Origin of the sequence: Lysinibacillus sp. NPDC059133, assembly GCF_042755925.1 — a bacterium.
Taxonomy (GTDB): domain Bacteria; phylum Bacillota; class Bacilli; order Bacillales_A; family Planococcaceae; genus Lysinibacillus.
Genome location: NZ_JBHZDH010000037.1, coordinates 1 through 18,381, shown reverse-complemented (window position 1 = coordinate 18,381; position 18,381 = coordinate 1). Strand labels below are relative to the sequence as shown.

18 protein-coding genes are annotated in these 18,381 nt (G+C 37.0%); 5 read left to right on the top strand and 13 right to left on the bottom strand.

The genetic code is table 11. The annotated features are described in order from the left end of the window. Positions 1–485: 485 nt before the first annotated feature. The 8 genes from ACFXN8_RS17745 to ACFXN8_RS17710 all read right to left on the bottom strand — a co-directional run bounded on the left by ACFXN8_RS17745 (position 486) and on the right by ACFXN8_RS17710 (position 8,824). The gene (locus ACFXN8_RS17745; RefSeq protein WP_376077120.1) at positions 486–1,118 is read right to left on the bottom strand and encodes a response regulator; all 633 of its coding nucleotides are present in this window, start codon (positions 1,116–1,118) and stop codon (positions 486–488) included. Then, positions 1,115–2,152, bottom strand: coding sequence for a PAS domain-containing sensor histidine kinase (locus ACFXN8_RS17740; protein WP_376077122.1), 1,038 nt, complete (start codon positions 2,150–2,152; stop codon positions 1,115–1,117). The genes ACFXN8_RS17745 and ACFXN8_RS17740 overlap by 4 nt, the downstream gene beginning before the upstream one ends. Before the next feature lie 89 nt (positions 2,153–2,241). Next, a complete protein-coding gene (locus tag ACFXN8_RS17735; RefSeq protein ID WP_376077125.1) occupies positions 2,242–2,580 on the bottom strand; it encodes a rhodanese-like domain-containing protein in 339 nt (112 codons plus the stop codon). A gap of 210 nt (positions 2,581–2,790) precedes the next feature. Then, positions 2,791–4,197, bottom strand: a complete 1,407-nt coding sequence (locus tag ACFXN8_RS17730) for an MBL fold metallo-hydrolase (RefSeq protein WP_386846928.1) — start codon at positions 4,195–4,197, stop codon at positions 2,791–2,793. 21 nt (positions 4,198–4,218) lie between these two features. Then, positions 4,219–4,782, bottom strand: coding sequence for a helical membrane plugin domain-containing protein (locus ACFXN8_RS17725; protein ID WP_386846926.1), 564 nt, complete (start codon positions 4,780–4,782; stop codon positions 4,219–4,221). A 25-nt stretch (positions 4,783–4,807) separates the two neighbouring features. Then, complete coding sequence (locus ACFXN8_RS17720; protein WP_386846924.1) at positions 4,808–6,001, bottom strand: NAD(P)/FAD-dependent oxidoreductase; 1,194 nt, start codon at positions 5,999–6,001, stop codon at positions 4,808–4,810. Between the two features lie 481 nt (positions 6,002–6,482). Continuing rightward, positions 6,483–8,126 carry a sensor histidine kinase gene (locus tag ACFXN8_RS17715; RefSeq protein WP_376077136.1) on the bottom strand — a complete coding sequence of 548 codons (1,644 nt, stop codon included), beginning with the start codon at positions 8,124–8,126 and terminating at the stop codon, positions 6,483–6,485. Then, positions 8,123–8,824, bottom strand: a complete 702-nt coding sequence (locus ACFXN8_RS17710; RefSeq protein WP_376077138.1) for a response regulator transcription factor — start codon at positions 8,822–8,824, stop codon at positions 8,123–8,125. Before ACFXN8_RS17710 ends, ACFXN8_RS17715 begins: the two co-directional genes overlap by 4 nt. A 103-nt stretch (positions 8,825–8,927) precedes the next feature. Here ACFXN8_RS17710 and ACFXN8_RS17705 point away from each other — a divergent pair, with 103 nt between their 5' ends. The 3 genes from ACFXN8_RS17705 (at position 8,928) to ACFXN8_RS17695 (ending at position 11,337) form a co-directional block, all read left to right on the top strand. Continuing rightward, a complete protein-coding gene (locus ACFXN8_RS17705) occupies positions 8,928–10,100 on the top strand; it encodes a DUF418 domain-containing protein (protein ID WP_386846922.1) in 1,173 nt (390 codons plus the stop codon). A 252-nt stretch (positions 10,101–10,352) separates the two neighbouring features. Next, positions 10,353–10,907: an SLOG family protein gene (locus tag ACFXN8_RS17700; RefSeq protein WP_386846920.1), complete on the top strand. Its 555-nt coding sequence runs from the start codon at positions 10,353–10,355 to the stop codon at positions 10,905–10,907. A 115-nt stretch (positions 10,908–11,022) separates the two neighbouring features. Beyond that, on the top strand, positions 11,023–11,337 hold the full coding sequence (locus ACFXN8_RS17695) for a hypothetical protein (RefSeq protein ID WP_376077155.1): 315 nt from the start codon (positions 11,023–11,025) through the stop codon (positions 11,335–11,337). 117 nt (positions 11,338–11,454) lie between these two features. Here ACFXN8_RS17695 and ACFXN8_RS17690 read toward each other — a convergent pair whose 3' ends face one another. The 3 genes from ACFXN8_RS17690 to ACFXN8_RS17680 form a co-directional block, all read right to left on the bottom strand. Then, positions 11,455–12,783, bottom strand: a complete 1,329-nt coding sequence (locus tag ACFXN8_RS17690) for an L-cystine transporter (protein WP_376078404.1) — start codon at positions 12,781–12,783, stop codon at positions 11,455–11,457. 329 nt (positions 12,784–13,112) lie between these two features. After that, a complete protein-coding gene (locus ACFXN8_RS17685; RefSeq protein WP_386846918.1) occupies positions 13,113–14,069 on the bottom strand; it encodes a GGDEF domain-containing protein in 957 nt (318 codons plus the stop codon). Beyond that, on the bottom strand, positions 14,029–14,928 hold the full coding sequence (locus tag ACFXN8_RS17680) for an EAL domain-containing protein (protein ID WP_386846916.1): 900 nt from the start codon (positions 14,926–14,928) through the stop codon (positions 14,029–14,031). The genes ACFXN8_RS17685 and ACFXN8_RS17680 overlap by 41 nt, the downstream gene beginning before the upstream one ends. Before the next feature lie 365 nt (positions 14,929–15,293). On the opposite strand from ACFXN8_RS17680, the gene ACFXN8_RS17675 reads away from it, so the two are divergent. After that, positions 15,294–16,454, top strand: coding sequence for a PucR family transcriptional regulator (locus tag ACFXN8_RS17675; protein WP_386846914.1), 1,161 nt, complete (start codon positions 15,294–15,296; stop codon positions 16,452–16,454). 102 nt (positions 16,455–16,556) lie between these two features. After that, positions 16,557–17,438 carry a DMT family transporter gene (locus ACFXN8_RS17670; RefSeq protein WP_376078402.1) on the top strand — a complete coding sequence of 294 codons (882 nt, stop codon included), beginning with the start codon at positions 16,557–16,559 and terminating at the stop codon, positions 17,436–17,438. 46 nt (positions 17,439–17,484) lie between these two features. On the opposite strand, the gene ACFXN8_RS17665 is transcribed toward ACFXN8_RS17670, so the two are convergent. Both ACFXN8_RS17665 and ACFXN8_RS17660 read right to left on the bottom strand, forming a co-directional pair. After that, positions 17,485–18,054, bottom strand: coding sequence for a YitT family protein (locus tag ACFXN8_RS17665; RefSeq protein ID WP_376078394.1), 570 nt, complete (start codon positions 18,052–18,054; stop codon positions 17,485–17,487). Between the two features lie 98 nt (positions 18,055–18,152). Further along, on the bottom strand, positions 18,153–18,381 hold a 229-nt coding region (locus ACFXN8_RS17660), incomplete at its 5' end, for a hypothetical protein (protein ID WP_386846911.1).

The following is an 18,381-nucleotide window of genomic DNA, read 5'->3' as shown; positions in this document are numbered from 1 at the left end:
GGACGCCCCCTGGAAAGCGCCCAGCCGGAACGTAAATCAACCCTCATTTTGCGAAAAGTAATATATTAATACAGGCGTGTCGATTAGGAAAATATAGGTTTATTATTGAGCGATAAAAGGATTTTTTTGTTGATATTTTGCTTATGTGTGCCCATTTTTGCTGATTGTAGCGGAGGGCTACTCGAGTGCTCCTGTCGCTTCGCTTTCGTCGCAGAGCAAAGCTTCCCGCGGGAAAAGCGAGACAGACGAGACCCTGCACGGAGCGGATGTTTTCTGTGCGAAAGCGTAGTGCTAACGTAGCGGCAGCAACAACAGCGAAGGAAGCGGCTCGACGCTCGCCCGCAGGAAAGCGAGTAGCCCGTAGCGGAAATCAGCGTCTTCTAAATAATTAAAATGGATAAAAACGGTTAATCAACACGTCTGATATTAATATACACAATACTTCACAGGTTTAATATTCACCAACTTCTTACAGCAACAAGTTGTTACATATAGTTATTTGCAAGCCCATACTGAATAAGCTCAGCTTTATTACTTAAATTGAGCTTTTGCATAATATTTGATTTATGATTTTCAACCGTTTTACTACTAATATATAGCTGCCCAGCAATTTGGATATTCGTATACCCTAGAACTGTTAACCTCATTATCTCCTGCTCACGCACAGTTAAAATGCATTGATCTTCTTGCCCCTTATGTTCAAATAATTTATCCATCTGCTCCTGAGGAATACCCACGTTGTAATATATGCGACCACTATATACAGCATGGATAGCCTCGTAGAGAATTCCACCTTGACTATTTTTTAAAATATAGCCATGGGCTTCAACAGCAATCGCTTTTTGAATATAAGCAACTTCATTGTGCATTGTTAACATAATAATTTTCACGTTAGGCATTTGCTTATGAATTTCTTGAGTAGCCGTAAATCCATCTAACCCATGTGGAATGGATACGTCCATTAAAATGACATCTGGGTTTAATGAAATTGCCTGAGTGATTGCCTCCGCTCCATCACCCGCTTCACCTACAACTTCTATATCTATATAATTTTCCAATAAAAGAACAATCCCTTTACGGATTAGCACATGATCATCTACTACTAAAACACGAATCATCTAAAGTCATCCTTCCAATTAGGTACTTGAATGCTAATTTGTGTACCTTTATTGTGAGCTGAAGTAATATTAAAAAATCCGCCTAACAGTGTAATTCGCTCCTCCATATGCTTTAAACCGAGCCCTTCTTTTTTCAAGTACTGTAGATCAAACCCTACGCCATTATCTTCTATATAGAGTGATAAATTTGTAGCTTTCTTTTCGAGTCGAATGACGACTTTAGAGGCCTTTGCATATTTAATAACATTGTGTAAAGCTTCCTGCACGACGCGATAAATATTGATTTCTACAGATGGATGACAACGTTCCTCAAAATCTGTTTCTAACGATATAGCAATATCAGGATGTACCTTTTGCACTGAATCGACAAGGGTGCTTAATGTAGGTGTAATTCCTAACTGATCTATGCTATGTGGGCGAAGCTGATAGGAGTACAATTTAATATCATTCATTACTTGCTCTAGCTCATTGCGTACTTCTTCGATATACGTATTTAGTCTTTCATTGTCTTTGACATAAGATTCTATCGCTTGCAATGCAACAGATATTGTATATAATGACTGACCAACGCCATCATGTAATTCCTGCGCAAGCCTTTTATGTTCTTCCTCTTTTGCCTCAATTAGCTTTTTTATAATTAGCTTTGAAATGCGAGCCTCTTCTTCCTTTAACTGAAGGGTCTGATCGCGCAATACAAGAAGAAATTCTTGCTCGTTTGTTTTACTATCTGTATACATCAGCGCCGTGCTCATTTCAACGTCTATCTTACTCCCATGATACGTCGGCATTTTCGATAAAAAATAGGGAACCTCATTATGCTCTATTAAATAACATGTATGTTCTTTTGGAGATTTTTGACGATTTTCACAAAATGAACAAAAGGGCACTCGATCTCCTAATTCCCATCCCGATAAACGCTTCGCTGAGGGATTCATCATTAAAATTTCACGGTTGTGATTCATTATGATGATGCCATCTTGAATATATTGAAATATTTGCTGTAAATATTTATTTTTTAGCTGTTCTTTCTCCAATCTAAACACACTCCTAGTATTAATTATACCTCGGCATAATTACGTCCGGAGGCTTTAGGTTTACTTGTTACTAATCCGCATACTTTGCCCTATACTTTTTCTTCTATCATGCTATAACTCTTCACTTCATGCCCCGCTTTACGAATGATACGAACACTCATATTTTTTTCTAGCTGTGTTGACGCAATAATATGAAGGGGCTTTTTGGGTAGTTCATGCATGTGACGTACTAAATAGGCAATTGGTAAATTTAATGCATTTGGTGTAGGTGATTTGTAAGAATCATTATAATCACGTACATCTACTATCACCATTCCCACTTTCAACTCTTGTAGTAAACACTCCTGTATTTGACGCACCGGGATATGCCGTTTATAAATAATTCTACCAATAAAAAGAAGGAATATACTCAAACTTACAATAATCATTTTTTAACCCCTTTTACCGAGAAAAAAAGGTTGTCTAAATCCGTTTAACTTTCCATTGACGAATCTCACAACGCCTCACTAAAATCTTTGATTTAAAATGACGATTTCCACTCCTCATCTTCAAAAGATGCCTCTCGGAAGTACTAAGCAAAGAAAAAAATAGCAGACTAGGCTTACTAGTATGCTATTTTTCTTTTAGAACAACCTCATTTATTTAGTCACTACCTCTTGTTGCCAAGCCATATAGCCACCCGTTAAATTTACAATGTCGTGAATGCCATTTGCTTTTAGTACACTTACAGCAATTGCAGAACGAGCACCACCTTGACATTGAACAACAATTTTTTTATTTGTTTGCAATTCATCTAAACGTCTAGCTAGTGTACCAACCATAATATGTTGAGCATTTTCAATATGCCCTGCATCATATTCTGTTTGATTGCGCACATCAAGCACATGAACTTTTTCACTTTCAATTAACGGCTTTGCTTCTAAAGGAGTTATATTTTCATAACTGTCTAGGGAAGTAGCCTCTTCCAAAACTTTCGTCACATCTCCATAGCCAACAACATTGTCGATACCGATAGAACGTAATGCTATTAAAATATCATCTAGTTGAGAAGGATTCATTAATAAATATAATGGTTTTGTATAATCTACTAGCCAACCAGCCCAATTGGTCAATGAATTATTGTAAGGTATGTTTAGTGTACCTGTGATAAACCCTTGTGAGAAATCTTCCGCCGGTCTAGTATCAATCACTTGCTTCCCTTCTGCGAGAAGTTGAGTAATCTCTTCATAGTTTGACACTGCCTTTACTGGTGGTAAGTTCTTAAGAAGTTCTATTCCTACTTTATTAACACGCTTCATAACAGCGAAATAATAAGGAGGTTCCGGTTGACCATCTAGTAACGCGTCAATAAATTTTTGTTCATCATCAAATTGCATAGCCCAGTTGAATTGCTTCTCATACCCAACTGTTGAAGATGGCACAGCGCCTAATGCTTTACCACAAGCACTACCCGCTCCATGAGCTGGCCATATTTGCATGTAATCCGGTAAAGCCTTGAAACGTTCTAATGATTTAAACATCGCTTTTGCACCAGATAGTGATGTACCCTGAATACCAGCAGCCTTTTCTAACAAATCAGGGCGTCCGATATCACCTACAAAGACAAAGTCACCTGTAAAAATCCCCATTGGCTTATCTGCTACACCTCCACGATCCGTTAATAAGAAGGAGATACTTTCTGGCGTATGTCCTGGTGTATGCATAACTTTAAAAATAAGATTACCTATAGTAAATTCATCACCATCTTTTAATAATTGATGAGGAATTCCTTCAAGGTTTTGATACTTCCAATCAGCATCCCCTTCGTCGGAAATATACATCGTTGTTCCAACACGGTCTGCTAACTCACGAGACCCAGCTACAAAATCGGCATGGATATGCGTTTCTAACGCACCAACAATTTGCATCTTTTCTTTTTCTGCTAATGCAAGATAGGGCTCAATATTACGCATCGGGTCAACAATGACCATTTCACCTTTCGCCTGACATCCCACAACATAAGAAGCGTGCGCTAATTTTTCATCGTAAAAATATCGTAATAACATGTGTAAAACTCCCCTTTATACTTAGTTTTTTTCTTTTAAAATATCTAATGCAGATTGGACATAATTAAGTGATTTTTGAACAGAAGGATCTTTCATCCATTTAACAATTGAAAAAACATTAATATGCTGAGGCTTTTCTTCTGCTCTTTGCTGTACCATTTTTAAGAAATCCAAACCCGTCTTTCCTTTTTCAACATATGGATCGACATAGCTCTTTAAATTATTCATTGTATAGTCTGTTGTTTGCTTATCCTGAAGTACTACTGTGACAAAATCAATAATGTTTTCTAACTGATGAATGATTTGAACAAGCTTTGGCAACTTCTCCATTAGCTGTACAATAGCCGTTATCGTTTCTGATCCTACATTATAGGTAGAGACAAATTGCTCATAACTATCTATTGTCTTGTCATCCGTTAGTACTGCTTTTCCAAAATCCACAACATTTTCTGCTGATTCTATCGTTTGCTCTACATTCGGTAATTTTTCCAACAATCGCTGTAAAGAGTGTCGAACTTCTGGTTTCTCAAGCGTTTCGAGTATTTGATATAATTCCTCGCTCATACATACCGTTGCATTAGCCACGCCTGTCGCCTCCCTTCATTCGTAATTACATAGTGCCTTTCAGCATGCCATCCCAATACATAACAGGTAGTAAATCCTTTTTCATGAAATACATACTGGATCTTTCCACTGCTTGGTTGAAAGGCATAGATTCGACAGGCTCTTTATTGTAATCAAACTCCGCCAATATCAGTTTGTTGTAGCCTGTTACAATGGGGCAAGAAGAGTAGCCATCATACATTTGCGTCATTGGTTGTTGTCGCATTAAAGCAATAAGATTTTGTGCAACTATAGGAGCTTGCTTGCGTATAGCTGCACCCGTTTTGGATGTTGGTAGATTGGCATTATCACCTATTCCAAACACATTGCTATATTTTTTATGCTGCAAAGTAAACTTGTCGACATCTACCCAGCCACATTCGTCTGCTAATGCACTCGTCCGTATAAATTCGGGTGAACACATATAAGGTGTCACATGAATCATGTCGTACTTAAATTCTTCTAATGTGCCTGTATCTAAATTTTCAAAAATAGCTATTTTTTCTTCAGCCTTAATTTCAATCAAATTACGACGGAATCGAGCATCAATATTTTTCCGCTCTATTACCTTTTCAAGTGCTTCACGATATTTCAAAACATCAAAAATTGCCGGATTAGCCGAACCAAAAATAACGTTAATATTGTCACGTACATTGACTCTATTAAAATGGTCTTCTGCTAAATGCATAATTTTTTGTGGAGCACCGCCACATTTTACTGGAGAGTTTGGATGTGTAAACAATGCAGTCCCTTCTTTAAAATTGCGGATCGTTTCCCACGTATAATCCACATGCTTAAAAGAATAATTACTACATACACTTTTAGTCCCCAGTGCCTCTTTCAGCCCTTTAATAGCTCCCCAGGTAATTTCTATCCCACCAGCAACTACTAAAAAATCATACGTGTATGTTGTACCGTTTAATGTTATTACCTGATTTTGATTGGGATCAAAACTACTAACAGCCTCTTTTAACCAAACAGCTCCTTCAGGGATAACAGAAAGCATCTCACGTTCAGAGTCCCACTTATTTGCTGCACCACCTCCCACCAATGTCCAGAGTGGTTGATAATAATGTTTTTCTGCCGGATCTATGATGGCAATCTCCCCTTGAAGCGAATGAGATTGACGAAGTAAGCGTGCCGCTACTGAAATACCAGCAGTTCCTCCTCCAACGATGACTACTTTAAAAGAAGTCTTCATGTGTATATCCTCCTTATCATGCTGTCTTTCGTATACACCTTTTACACCTTAATAATAGTTTTAAGAGAGAGCCGTTCATATAGGGGTAATCCCCTAAAAACTTACACTTCAATGGTCAACATCACAAAAAGGGCAGTACAAGGTGAATGTTTCATCACTTGTACTGCCCAAATTAACAGTGTTTTACTTTATCAATTATGCCTCGGCATAATTGCGTCTCAAATCGGCTAAGCGTAGCGTCAGCAACTGGATTTTGTCTGTGAAAGCGAAGCGACAACAACAACACGAAGTTGGTCACCCAGGCGTTTTTACAGGATGTGAAGGTTTTAGCCTGAGTTCCTCTTTTTCAGCGGGTTTTGGAACCCCGATGAAAAGTAGCTTAAATCCGCAACTACGAACCTAAAGAGTCGCCCTTCCTCACTCCAATCAACCTACGCTTTAGCAAATATCATCCCCAATTTTTGATGATATGCAAAACCTACTACTTACATTTAAACTTCAATACAAAAACTGTACCTTCCGCTCCTGATTGGACACTAATGGTACCCCCGTGTAAATCGATTAACTGCTTCGTAATAGCCAATCCGAGACCTGTACCCGTTGTATCGTCCGTAGTATTCGTACCTCGATAATATCGCCCGAAGAGGTTATCAAGCTCCTCTTGGGGAATTCCTGGTCCTTGGTCGGCAATTGTCAGCATAATCTCCAGGCCTATATTTTGCGCTTCTACGTTCACCTTTGTACCGTCAGGCGTATACTTTTTAGCATTAGTAATAAGATTATCTAAAATACGCTTTAATAAAAGCTCGTCCGCTTCCAGCACAACATCACCATAAACATTTACAGACACTTGTTCATCTGCAAATTGAGGTAACCATACGTTGAGTGGGATTAACACTTTTTCAAGCTGTATCGCTTTATTTTTTAATTGGTACGTATATGTTAAGTCTTGTATAAGGGCATCCATGTACGTTGCCTTCTCCTGCATCGTAGTTGCAAAGACGCGCATTTCTTCCTTTGTCCACTCATAGTCTTCAGAAGCAAGCATTGTTGAATAACCATAAATAGAGCTTAACGGTGTCTTTAAATCATGGGATAAGCCTGTTATCCATTCCTCCCGTAATTGCTCTGCATGCTTAATCTGTCTTTCATTGGAGGAAAGACGTTCTGATAAATTATTAATCGATTCATCCACTGGCTGAAATAATTTAAATTTCCTCTTTAACTTCCCTGTCTTCCGATGATGGATACTTTTATCTCTTACTTTACTGTAGTCAAACTGAGTTAATCGCTCGATACGAGATAAGACATAAACAAGTGGACGAACAAATTGACGGGAAATACTAACCGATAAAAAGAGGATCCCTATTAACAATATAATATGTCCGCCAAAGAAGACGGAAACAAATAAAACCATCGCTTTATTAAAAGGCTCGTCAAATGGCTTATATGATGGGTTTGGCATACGTACAACTAGTGTCGAGCCATCCTCTAAAAGAACATTTCGCGAAAGCTCTTTATACTCAAAAATATCGTAGTTCTCTTCCAGCAATTGGGGCTTATAGAGCTTTTTATAGCGCTCACCAATGACTTCTACACGATCCCACTGCTCATTATAGATTTCAACCGAGGCCTTCTTATCCTGTAAACGCTGGAGCAGTTCTGAAGAAACCTCTCCTTTATCCTTCCAATCCCGAACTACTTCCTCAAAAAGCGGTTGAACAGGTAAAGCCGGGAGGAATAACAAATGATATTTAGGAATCTCCCACGTGTGCATCCCTGGCCGTTTAAGAGCCATTATTTCGTTATCTGTCATACTACATAGTTCACATGTGTCTCCCGTGTAATCAACAATGTCCATCGATTGATTGAACAAATATAATTGCCCTAAGTTCTCCCCTGCTCGCTTTACTAAATAATCAGCAATCTTAATAGATTCCCCTTTTTCTACGACAGCATCATCTTTAATTTCAGAGGAAGACATTATATGAATATCGTCACCAACATGACGATTGATAAAGATTGCAAAAAACACCAAACTTATAATAAAGCCTGTAATGATTAGTAAATAAAAAATGATGAAATAAGATACAAAACGAAGCGTTAATCTTCTAGCTGGCTTCATGAAGGAACATCTCCAACAAGTTTATAACCAATCCCCCTCACAGTAATAATGCAGGTTGGTTTACCTGGATTCTTTTCTATTTTTTCTCGCAGTTTTCGAATATGCACCATCACGGTATTATCATCAAACAAACAATCACCCCACACGCGCTCGTAAATTTGCTCCTTCGATAACACTTGCCCTGCATTTTCACATAAATATTTCAATAAATAAAATAGCCTACCGCTAATAATTTCCTTTGTGCCATTTACAGTCACCTCTGCCGCATCGATATCGAATGTAAATCGACTGCATGAAAATAAATGACTTTCGGGTACATCTTTTCTCTTTATATATCTTGTAAGCTGGACCTTCACCCTCGCAACAAGCTCAAGTGGATTAAACGGCTTCGTAATATAATCGTCTGCTCCGTTCATAAAACCACGAAGCTTATCTGCATCACTAGCTTTTGCGGTTAAAAAGAATATAGGTGCTTCACTTTGCTCTCGAATCATATTCGCCATATCAAGTCCACTACCATCCGGGAGCATAATATCTAATAGATAAAAATCAAAAACCTTCATTTCAATTTTCTTTTTTGCTTCTTGAACGGATTCGCAGAGAGTAATGTTTAAAAATCCTTCTTTTCTTAAGATAATTTCAATCATTTCCGCAATTGCCCGTTCGTCTTCTAACACTAAAATTGACGCGTCTTGCATACTATCACCTTCTTTTAAGATTACTTTAAGGTAGTCATTATTTCACCATAAGCTTTCCCAACTACACTATGTATAAGATAACCAATTAAGGAGATAAAACGCAATGACAACTAACCGTGTTACCTTCATAGATACAATGCGTGGATTTAGTTTATTTGGCATCTTAATGGCAAATTTGTTGATTTTCCAGTTTGGCATGTATGGCAAAGATGAACTAAAAGATTTATCCGCCCTCGATAATGGCGCCTGGTACTTTGTAAAAATCTTTATTGAAGGTTCATTTATGCCGATTTTCACCATTTTATTCGGCTTCTCTCTTATTAAACTTATAGAATCTATTCGTAGAAAAAAAGATAAGAGTCGATGGTCCATTTTACGCCGCGCAACAGGGCTAATCGCTTTAGGTTTACTACATTCAACATTTTTATGGGATGGCGATATTTTATTTTCCTACGGCTTTATGATATTGTTTTTAATCCCATTTATTAATCGCAAACCAAAAACTTTATTTATTTGGGCTGGCATCTTCTTATTACTTATTACTAGCTTATCATTTGGTTCCATAGAAGAAACGAAAAAAGAACAGAAAGAAATAGCAACCTATATAGAGAAAGCCGACAATGTATACGCTAATGGAAGCTACTTAGACATTTATGATTTCCGTGCAAATGCTCTACCTCCAGGCATGGATGATGTAGGTTTAGCCTTTTTCTTATTAATTTTCCTTGCACCAATGTTTACCACTGCATTGACCCTTTTCGGCATGGGGCTCGCTAAAAAGCAAGCTTTTGTGAATATGGACGACGAAAAGAAATGGTATAAGCTTGGGGCTCTGCTTGTTCCAATAGGGCTCGCATGTAAAAGTCTAAGTTTTATAGAAAACAATTTTTCCAGAATGTTGTTAACAGGTGGATCTGAATTATTAGCAGTTGGCTATGTCTGCCTTGCAGCTTTACTATATAAAACTCGCCCTGTACAACGTCTCGCTCCTGCTTTTGAAAGTGTCGGTAAATTATCTTTAACCAATTATCTAATGCAAACCATTATTTGTACAACAGTATTTTATGGATATGGTCTAGGCTTATACGGCAAGCTAGGCGTATTTGGCGGAATTTTATTTGGAATCGTTGTGTATAGCTTGCAATGTATTTTCAGCCTTGCCTATTTCAAAAAGTTTAAACGCGGACCATTTGAAACTGTCCTGCGTGTATGGACGAATTGGTCTTGGAACGGACAGATTAAATTAAAACAGAAAGGAAGTACTTTACATGAATAGTGACGCCAAAGAGGACTTTACAGATACATGGTGGTTCTTAGGAATCTGTACTGCTGTAGCCGTAGTTTTAACACTATTTGCTTTTTAATATAGTAAGCCACTTAGCTTCGTATCCAGGGGCTGTTAATGGATTAATTAACCATCAACTTTACTTGGGAACAACTATATAACAACCTAATTGAAATTCGTTTTCGCATGCCTCCTACTGTATACTATGACTACACATACTATACAGCTTAGGGGGCGTTTTTTTTGCTACAGCGGATTATTATTACTGGCTATAGACCACATGAATTAGGCATTTTTAATGACAAGCACCCTGGCATTGCCATCATAAAAAAAGCACTCGAAAACCGTCTGCGCATATTGATCGATGAAGGTTTAGAATGGGTGATTATTAGTGGTCAGCAAGGTGTCGAAACATGGGGTGCTGAGGTTATTCTTTCATTAAGAAATGAATTTCCTCATTTAAAATATGCTGTGATCACTCCTTTTTTAGAGCAGGAGAAAAATTGGCAGGATCATAAAAAAGAAAAATATCAAGCCTTAGTAGCTCAAGCAGACTTTGTAACGAGTGTAACGAAAAAGCCATACGAGGCTCCATGGCAATTTATCGAAAAAGATAAATTCATTATCCAAAATACAGATGGTCTGCTGCTAATTTATGACGAAGAAAATGAAGGCTCCCCGAAGTATATGAAACGTCTAGCAGAAAAATATATGGAGACACACGATTACACACTTTTAATGATTACCGCTTATGATTTACAAGTAGTAGCAGAAGAAATACAGCAACAAGATTGGTAGGGAAAATATTGATATAATTTTCTGATAATTATATACTGGAATAAATAAGTTTAACTCTATTAGTCATAAGTTTTTTACCCTTTAGTGCTAATTTCTAAAAAGGAGCTGCTAACATTTGAGTAAAAAAATCAAAATGGTTCTTGAGTCGTCGCCGGTGAATGTTTCTCATGATACGTACCGCAGAGAATGTAGATATACACGAGGAATTCATATTGAAGAACAAGAGTTTAAAGCAATTTTGGATACAATGTGCCACGATTCTCGCTTGTATTTTGATTTCCATAATCCTCGTAGGGAGATTAAAAAAGGAACATATTTAAATGGACACTCTGGATTAGCGCGCCATATTTTTAATTACTATAAAATTAATTACGGCATTGAAATTAACGAGCTCATTAATGGCAAAGATTTTTATGTAAAAATAATATAAAGGGATAAATTGATTTCAAATCATTCAAGTCGGTTGTTATGTTTCTTACATAACAACCCATTTTTTATATTCGATAAAAAAGAGCTACCCTCAAATATGAGAGTAGCTCCGACTTTATTATAAATCTGAAACTTGAGCACCTAATTCTTTATCATTGTACATTTTAGTGTCCAATTCTTTTGTAATACGTGCAGTTGTCACACCTGCAGTCATCGAACCACTTACATTAAGAGCTGTACGGCCCATGTCGATTAACGGTTCAACGGAAATTAATATACCCGCAAGTGCAATTGGTAAATCAAGTGCTGATAATACAAGAATGGCTGCGAATGTCGCACCACCGCCGACACCAGCTACACCAAATGAGCTGACTGCTACAACTGCAATAACAGTAATGATAAACATTGGATCAAGTGGATTAATCCCAACTGTCGGTGCAATCATAATCGCTAGCATTGCGGGATAAACACCAGCACAGCCATTTTGGCCAATAGATAAACCAAATGAGCCTGAGAAGTTCGCAATACCCTCAGGTACGCCAAGACGGCCTGTTTGTGTTTGAATGTTCATCGGTAAGGCACCTGCACTTGAACGTGAAGTGAAGGCAAACAATAATGTTTCTGCAGTTTTCTTTAAGTACGTAAATGGATTTAAACCACTTAAAGTAAGAATTAATAAGTGTACTAAAAACACGATCAATAACGCTACATACGACGCAATAACAAACTTACCTAGATTATAGATTGCCCCGAAATCAGATGTTGCAACTGTACGCGCCATAATTGCTAAAATACCGTATGGTGTTAAACGTAAGACAATTGTTACAACGCCCATTACTAATGCATAGATTGCATCCAAGCCTTTTTTAATAGTCGCTGCTGTGTCTTCATCTTTACGTGCTACACGTAAGTAAGCAAAACCTAAGAACGCTGAAAAAATGACAACAGCGATTGTTGATGTAGAGCGAGCACCTGTTAAATCTAAAAATGGGTTTGCTGGGAATAACTCAATAATTTGTGTTGGTAAATCCGGAGCCGTTAATCCAGAAGTTTTTTCCTCTAAATATGCTCCACGCTCAGTTTCTGCAGCACCTTGCATAATATGAGAAGCATCTAAATCGAATACTGTTGCTGAAAAAATACCAACAGCAGCCGAAACAGCAGTTGTACCGATTAAAATGGCTAAAATAAGAGCTGCCATTTTTCCGAAGTTTTTACCAACCTTCATTTTCGTAAAGGCTATTAAGATGGAAATAAAAATTAATGGCATCGCAACCATTTGTAGTAATTTAACGTAGCCAGTACCTATGATATTGTACCAACTTGATGTTTTAGCTAACACATCAGAATCAATACCATATATTAAATGCAATCCAAGACCAAGTACAATACCTAAGCCTAGAGCAGTAAAAACACGATTTGAAAACTTAACGTGCTTTTTATTCATATAATATAAAATTCCAACGAACACGAGTAACACGGCAACGTTAAGAATAATTTGTAATGTAGACAATAGACAGCCTCCTAAGAAGTTTAATTATAATGTAATCGAATTATATACCTATAATCCCTATAATTCAAGTATGTTTTATTTAGATTAATAATTTCCTAAAGTAAATTGGCTTATTTCTTTTGATTATGCCCTAAAATCCTAATTTAATAATAAATGCTGTTATTGAATATTCCACGAAGCAACTATGTGCATCTTCTCCGAGGAAAGCGTCCATAACGAAAAAAGACTGTGGGCGAGCTTGCCCACAGTCTGATCTACTTCGTTTAATGAACGAGGTAAATTTCTTTTCCACTGTCATTAATGAGGTAACAGCTTCCTGAAATTTTTTTACATTGTTTTTTCACACGTGTCACCGCATCTGACAATTGGTCAACAGATTCAAATTGCCGATATTGATTAGTAATAACCGCAATGGATAGCGTCGTACAAGATAAAGGCTCTAATTTACCAGCTCTATTTTGAACTTGTAAGTATGTTAAATCCTCTACATCATAAAAGCTTAAAATAAATGCATCAAAGTCATCAATAATTCTTTGACAGATTGAGGCAGCCTCATAATGTGGAAGAATCGCAACGAAATCATCTCCACCAATATGTCCTAAAAAATCTTCTGCACCCACGATATTTCTTTTCAAAGTATCTGTTAAATACAATAAAATCTTATCCCCTTTATTAAAACCGTACGTGTCATTGTATGATTTAAAATGATCTAAATCAAAATATATTAAACTATATTTTGATAGTTGCAATGCTTCCTCTAGTTTTTCATCAATTAATTTATTGCCCGGAAGACTACTTAATGGATTCAAAAAGCTAGCAATGGCTACTTGTGTGTCTACAAGCTTTAACAGTAGTTCCCGAATACTTACTACACCATAATATAAGTCATTCCTTGTTACAACCACATCATCATATAAGTCCTCCGGAGGTCTAGACATCGCTAACGTACTGACCTCTGTTATAGGTATATTGCGATCTACAATTAAAGGATTTTCTTTCATAATAAGCTGATTATGCCGTCCGATAAATAAATTATAGCCATAGCGTGTACCAATTTTTTGATAGAAATGCGTACGTGTAATATGCCCAATTGGCTTATCCTCTCGAACAACGACAACACTACGTAATGACGGATTACTTGTAAAAAGCATATCCACCTCTTGATTTTTTACAAATTCATCAATACAAGGAACGTTTTCTATGACTTCCCCTATCTTCATGGTCATCCATCCTTATTTTCCCCAAATGTATTTCCTTTGCGGGTTTCCCTATCGCGTAACCTTGCGCGTAGTGGATTCCAATAGTATGTAAATAATCAAGCTCTTCCTGGCGTTCAATACCCTCTGCAATAATTTTCGTCTCAGCCTGCTCTGCGTATTTCATCAGCAATGTGACAAGCTGCTGCTGCTCGCTGTTTTTATCAATAAATTGGATTAAAGAACGGTCAAGTTTTATAAATTCTGGCTTTAAGTAAATAAGCGTTTTCAAGCTATTGTAGCCTGAACCCACATCATCCACCGCAATTCTATAGCCTTGTGATCGATAATGTGATAATACGCGTTCAAACTCTACAAAATCCACCACTGCACTACGTTCAGTTAGCTCAAACACTACCTGCTGTGGTTTTATGCCAAGCTCCTTTAATAATTGCAACGTTTCACCACTATGATAGTTCTTATCTAGTAAAACATTAGGATGTATATTTACAAATATTAGAAAATCCCTATTTAGCCATTCTTCGCGCAGTCGCTCTTTGAAACGCTGTAATGAAAGATTACGACAAAAGCATTCAAATAAAAATACACAGTCCGTTTGCCCAACAAATTCATAAAACTGATCAACACTATTAAACAATTCTGAAGGCTCCGGACGATTCAGCGCCTCAAAACCAATCGTTTGCCTCGTCTGTAAATCAACGATAGGCTGAAAATAAGTATGTAAATTCTTGTCCTGAATAATTTCTTTCAATGCTTTTAAACGTTTTATATAGAGCGTATTGTTTTGATGCTGCCCATATAAATACTTTAAATAAGAAAATAAATTACTTGTTTTTATGCTTTGACTCACAGCAGACTCCATTCTGGCACCTCTTAAATCGGTTATTAGGATCTATTGTACGCTTTCATTGTAAATACACTATGAATTTCATGTAAAAACAGGTGTCTCTAGCACTAGATTTCCTTTTCAAAAATTTGCATTACCTTATAAAAATAAGCTTTTTTGATCATTTGATAGAGTGGTATAAATTTAGGATATAGAGCAGGCAGGTCAAGCAAAGGTTAGTGGTTTTATCGGCGGTTTTTGGATGGTTTATCAGCGATTCGCATTGCCTTATCAGCTATTTTCACTGTATCCTTTCAGCGATACTAATAGTATTTTACTGACAAGTGCTTCTATAATAAGTAATAGATACTCAATCATACGAAAGGTTGCTTGATATTGTAATGAACGTAGAGAACTTTTTACAACTGCCTATTACAAAAGAATTTACAGTCGTTGCCGGTCACAATGGTTTACATAAACCCGTTCAAAATGTTGAAATTCTAGACTTTGAATTTTCACCCGATATTCAAACTGTGAGAGAAACGATTTTCACACCGAATAGCGTTGTGTTAAGCAGTTTATTATTCGCAAAGCACAAGCCAGAATATTTATGGAATGCCGTGAAAAGCCTGATTGAGCTAGGGGCAAGTGCATTAGCTTATAAACCTGTCATCTATGAGGATTTACCAGAGGAAGTGTTAATCTATGCAGACGAACACAATTTTCCGATATTGCGATTTGGCGGAGATGAATTTTTTGAAAAGATTATTTTAGAAACGATGGCCTATGCGAAAACACAGGACTATTCATTCTTTTTAGAAACGATTGTGCGACGTCTAATGGAGGAAGACGTAACAGATGAACAAATAAAGTCTATTTTACAGCAAATCAATAAGCCCTTTGAAAAATATGTATTTATTGCTAATATTCAAGCGCAAGATCATGCAAGTAGTCAATGGATGCAATCCCTTTTCCAATTAGAGCCTCTATTGAAATCTGGTATGATTTGTACCTATAAAAAGAGCCTCTTTATTGTAATGACCCATTCATCACAGCAATTTCAATTTGAAAAACTTCTCAATGAATGGTTGACAATGTATGCAATCTCAACTGATTCATGGACCTTTGGCTATAGTCGTTGTCACATAACACAATCAAAATTCCCTATTGCCGTTCGCGAAGCCTTTTATGCACGTATTATGGCTGAAATTGAATCGGCTCCTATCTGTCATTATGAGAACCTTGCTTCCGATTGGTTGTTAATTGAATTGCATCGTAAGGACGCTACCTTTGCTATGGACTTTGTAAATAGCTATCTTGGTCCCCTATTTGAGGAAAAGGCCGATCCGGATTTAATGAAAACAGCAATCACCTATGTCGTAAAACAAGGCAACATTAAGGAAGTAGCCGTTGCTCATTTCTGCCATCCAAACACAATCCGTTATCGTATGTCAAAAATACGGCAGCTAGTAGCACCATTAGAAAATGATTATGTTTTTTATGAGCGTATAGCGGCAGCCGTTAAATTGTACTTATTACATAGCAAAATGAATGTCGAATGACAGCTTTGGAATAAGTACAAAAAAACGCCTGAATTTTTAGAATTAAAATCAAACTATTTTCTTCCATCTCATGCTATTCTATTGAAGTTAGGAGGAAGAATGATGAAACAATACATAGCTGATGGTATGCTATTAGTCACTGCAATCGTTTGGGGTAGTGGATTTGTCATAACGGCAATTGCATTGGAATATTTAACAGCCTATCAAGTAATGGCAGGCAGATTTTTATTAGCTTCGATTATACTGACAGTCTTATTTGGATACAGATTAAAAAAAGCTTCTAAATCAGTTATCTGGAAAGGTATTTTGTTAGGGACCATTCTGTATATTGCCTTTGCCCTTCAAACAGTAGGGCTACAATATACAACACCCTCTAAAAATGCATTTTTAACTGCTGTAAATGTCATTATTGTTCCATTAATTGCGTTTGCGGTTTACAAACGTCGTATAGATGGCTATGAAATGATCGGTTCGATTATAGCTATTGTCGGAATCGGCTTTTTATCATTACAAGGTTCCCTGACGATGAATATCGGAGACGCGCTTTCCTTAGCTTGCGCTGTCGCCTTCGCTTTTGATATTTTTTGTACGAACCTTTTTGTCCAAAAGGAAGATGCCATTGCCCTGACGATCATTCAATTTATCACAGCATCTTTTTTAGGTGTTTTGGTCGTAGTCAGTAGAGGCGATATCCCAACTACTCTTGAAAAAGAAGCAATCTATTCAATCGTTTACTTAGCCATTTTTTCAACTACTCTCGCATATCTTTTTCAAAATATTGCAAATCAATATACATCTGCTACAAAAGCAGCTATTATTCTGTCTACAGAATCCTTCTTCGGCATGGTACTATCCGTTATATTCTTACATGAGATATTAACAAGTCGTATGGTTGTAGGGGCTGTCATGATTTTACTCGCCATATTAATAGCAGAAGTAAAGCCTGCACACCCTAAAAAACGAATGATGAAAAGCTCTCGATAAAGAATGTCAAAATAGTTTCAGTGCTACTGAAGCTATTTTTTATTTTTCAAACACGGCTAGTCATGATACTTGTAGTAATCCCTGCTACCAAAATTGTAATAATAGAAAGCAATAATGTACTAGAAGATAAAAGCAGTCCCCCTATGACGATGACGATTGAATCTATCATAAAAATAAGTATCCCGACATTAATTCCGGTTTTATCACTTAAAAATTGTGCAATCAGATCTGTACCACCAGTGCTTGTCTGAAATCTAAGCATCAAACCAACACCAAAACCCATAAGTGCCCCTCCAAATATGGCACTATAGATGGCATCTACATGAATAAGATTCCGGACGGGCTTTAGTAAATCGATACTAAGAGAATAGGCGAATAATCCATGGATACTATTGTAAAAATACGCTCTGTATTTATACCAAGAAATAACGAAAATTGGAATACTAATAATGATGATCATTAAACCTATTTTAAGCTTATATATATAGTGTAAAATAAGCGCTATTCCTACAACACCCCCATCTAAAATTTGATAGGGCGTTAAGAATAGGTTTATCCCTAATGCTACCGCTACACTTCCTATAAGAATGACCAAGCCTTTCGTAAAAAAATACATACAACACCCCTCCGAGACTTGCATGTTTGTATAGTATGAAAAAATCGATTTGAACATGTTATTGTTCACGTCTGTCGTTGTCATAATATTAATATTTTTTATCGAGCTTGGTCGCTAAATTTCTCTATAAATTGTGTGAATACAAAAAAATAGATCATCACCAAAACGTGTGGTTGATTTCCGTTCCACTGGGCGCTTTGTAGCTGCCGCTTTGCTTTCGCTACAGAAAACATTTGTTGCTGTCGCTTCGCTTTCGCACAGTTAAAACATTGTTGCTGTCGCTTCGCTTTCGCACAGTTAAAACATTGTTGCTGTCGCTTCGCTTTC

What these genes read in the sequence shown, in the direction of transcription:
- ACFXN8_RS17715 (WP_376077136.1), bottom strand. Translation starts at nt 8,126, where the DNA reads ATGAAGCCAGCTAGAAGATTAACGCTTCGTTTTGTATCTTATTTCATC.
- ACFXN8_RS17720 (WP_386846924.1), bottom strand. Translation starts at nt 6,001, where the DNA reads ATGAAGACTTCTTTTAAAGTAGTCATCGTTGGAGGAGGAACTGCTGGT.
- ACFXN8_RS17690 (WP_376078404.1), bottom strand. Translation starts at nt 12,783, where the DNA reads ATGAATAAAAAGCACGTTAAGTTTTCAAATCGTGTTTTTACTGCTCTA.
- ACFXN8_RS17705 (WP_386846922.1), top strand. Translation starts at nt 8,928, where the DNA reads ATGACAACTAACCGTGTTACCTTCATAGATACAATGCGTGGATTTAGT.
- ACFXN8_RS17670 (WP_376078402.1), top strand. Translation starts at nt 16,557, where the DNA reads ATGAAACAATACATAGCTGATGGTATGCTATTAGTCACTGCAATCGTT.
- ACFXN8_RS17665 (WP_376078394.1), bottom strand. Translation starts at nt 18,054, where the DNA reads ATGTATTTTTTTACGAAAGGCTTGGTCATTCTTATAGGAAGTGTAGCG.
- ACFXN8_RS17675 (WP_386846914.1), top strand. Translation starts at nt 15,294, where the DNA reads ATGAACGTAGAGAACTTTTTACAACTGCCTATTACAAAAGAATTTACA.
- ACFXN8_RS17735 (WP_376077125.1), bottom strand. Translation starts at nt 2,580, where the DNA reads ATGATTATTGTAAGTTTGAGTATATTCCTTCTTTTTATTGGTAGAATT.
- ACFXN8_RS17685 (WP_386846918.1), bottom strand. Translation starts at nt 14,069, where the DNA reads ATGAAGATAGGGGAAGTCATAGAAAACGTTCCTTGTATTGATGAATTT.
- ACFXN8_RS17710 (WP_376077138.1), bottom strand. Translation starts at nt 8,824, where the DNA reads ATGCAAGACGCGTCAATTTTAGTGTTAGAAGACGAACGGGCAATTGCG.
- ACFXN8_RS17730 (WP_386846928.1), bottom strand. Translation starts at nt 4,197, where the DNA reads ATGTTATTACGATATTTTTACGATGAAAAATTAGCGCACGCTTCTTAT.
- ACFXN8_RS17680 (WP_386846916.1), bottom strand. Translation starts at nt 14,928, where the DNA reads ATGGAGTCTGCTGTGAGTCAAAGCATAAAAACAAGTAATTTATTTTCT.
- ACFXN8_RS17745 (WP_376077120.1), bottom strand. Translation starts at nt 1,118, where the DNA reads ATGATTCGTGTTTTAGTAGTAGATGATCATGTGCTAATCCGTAAAGGG.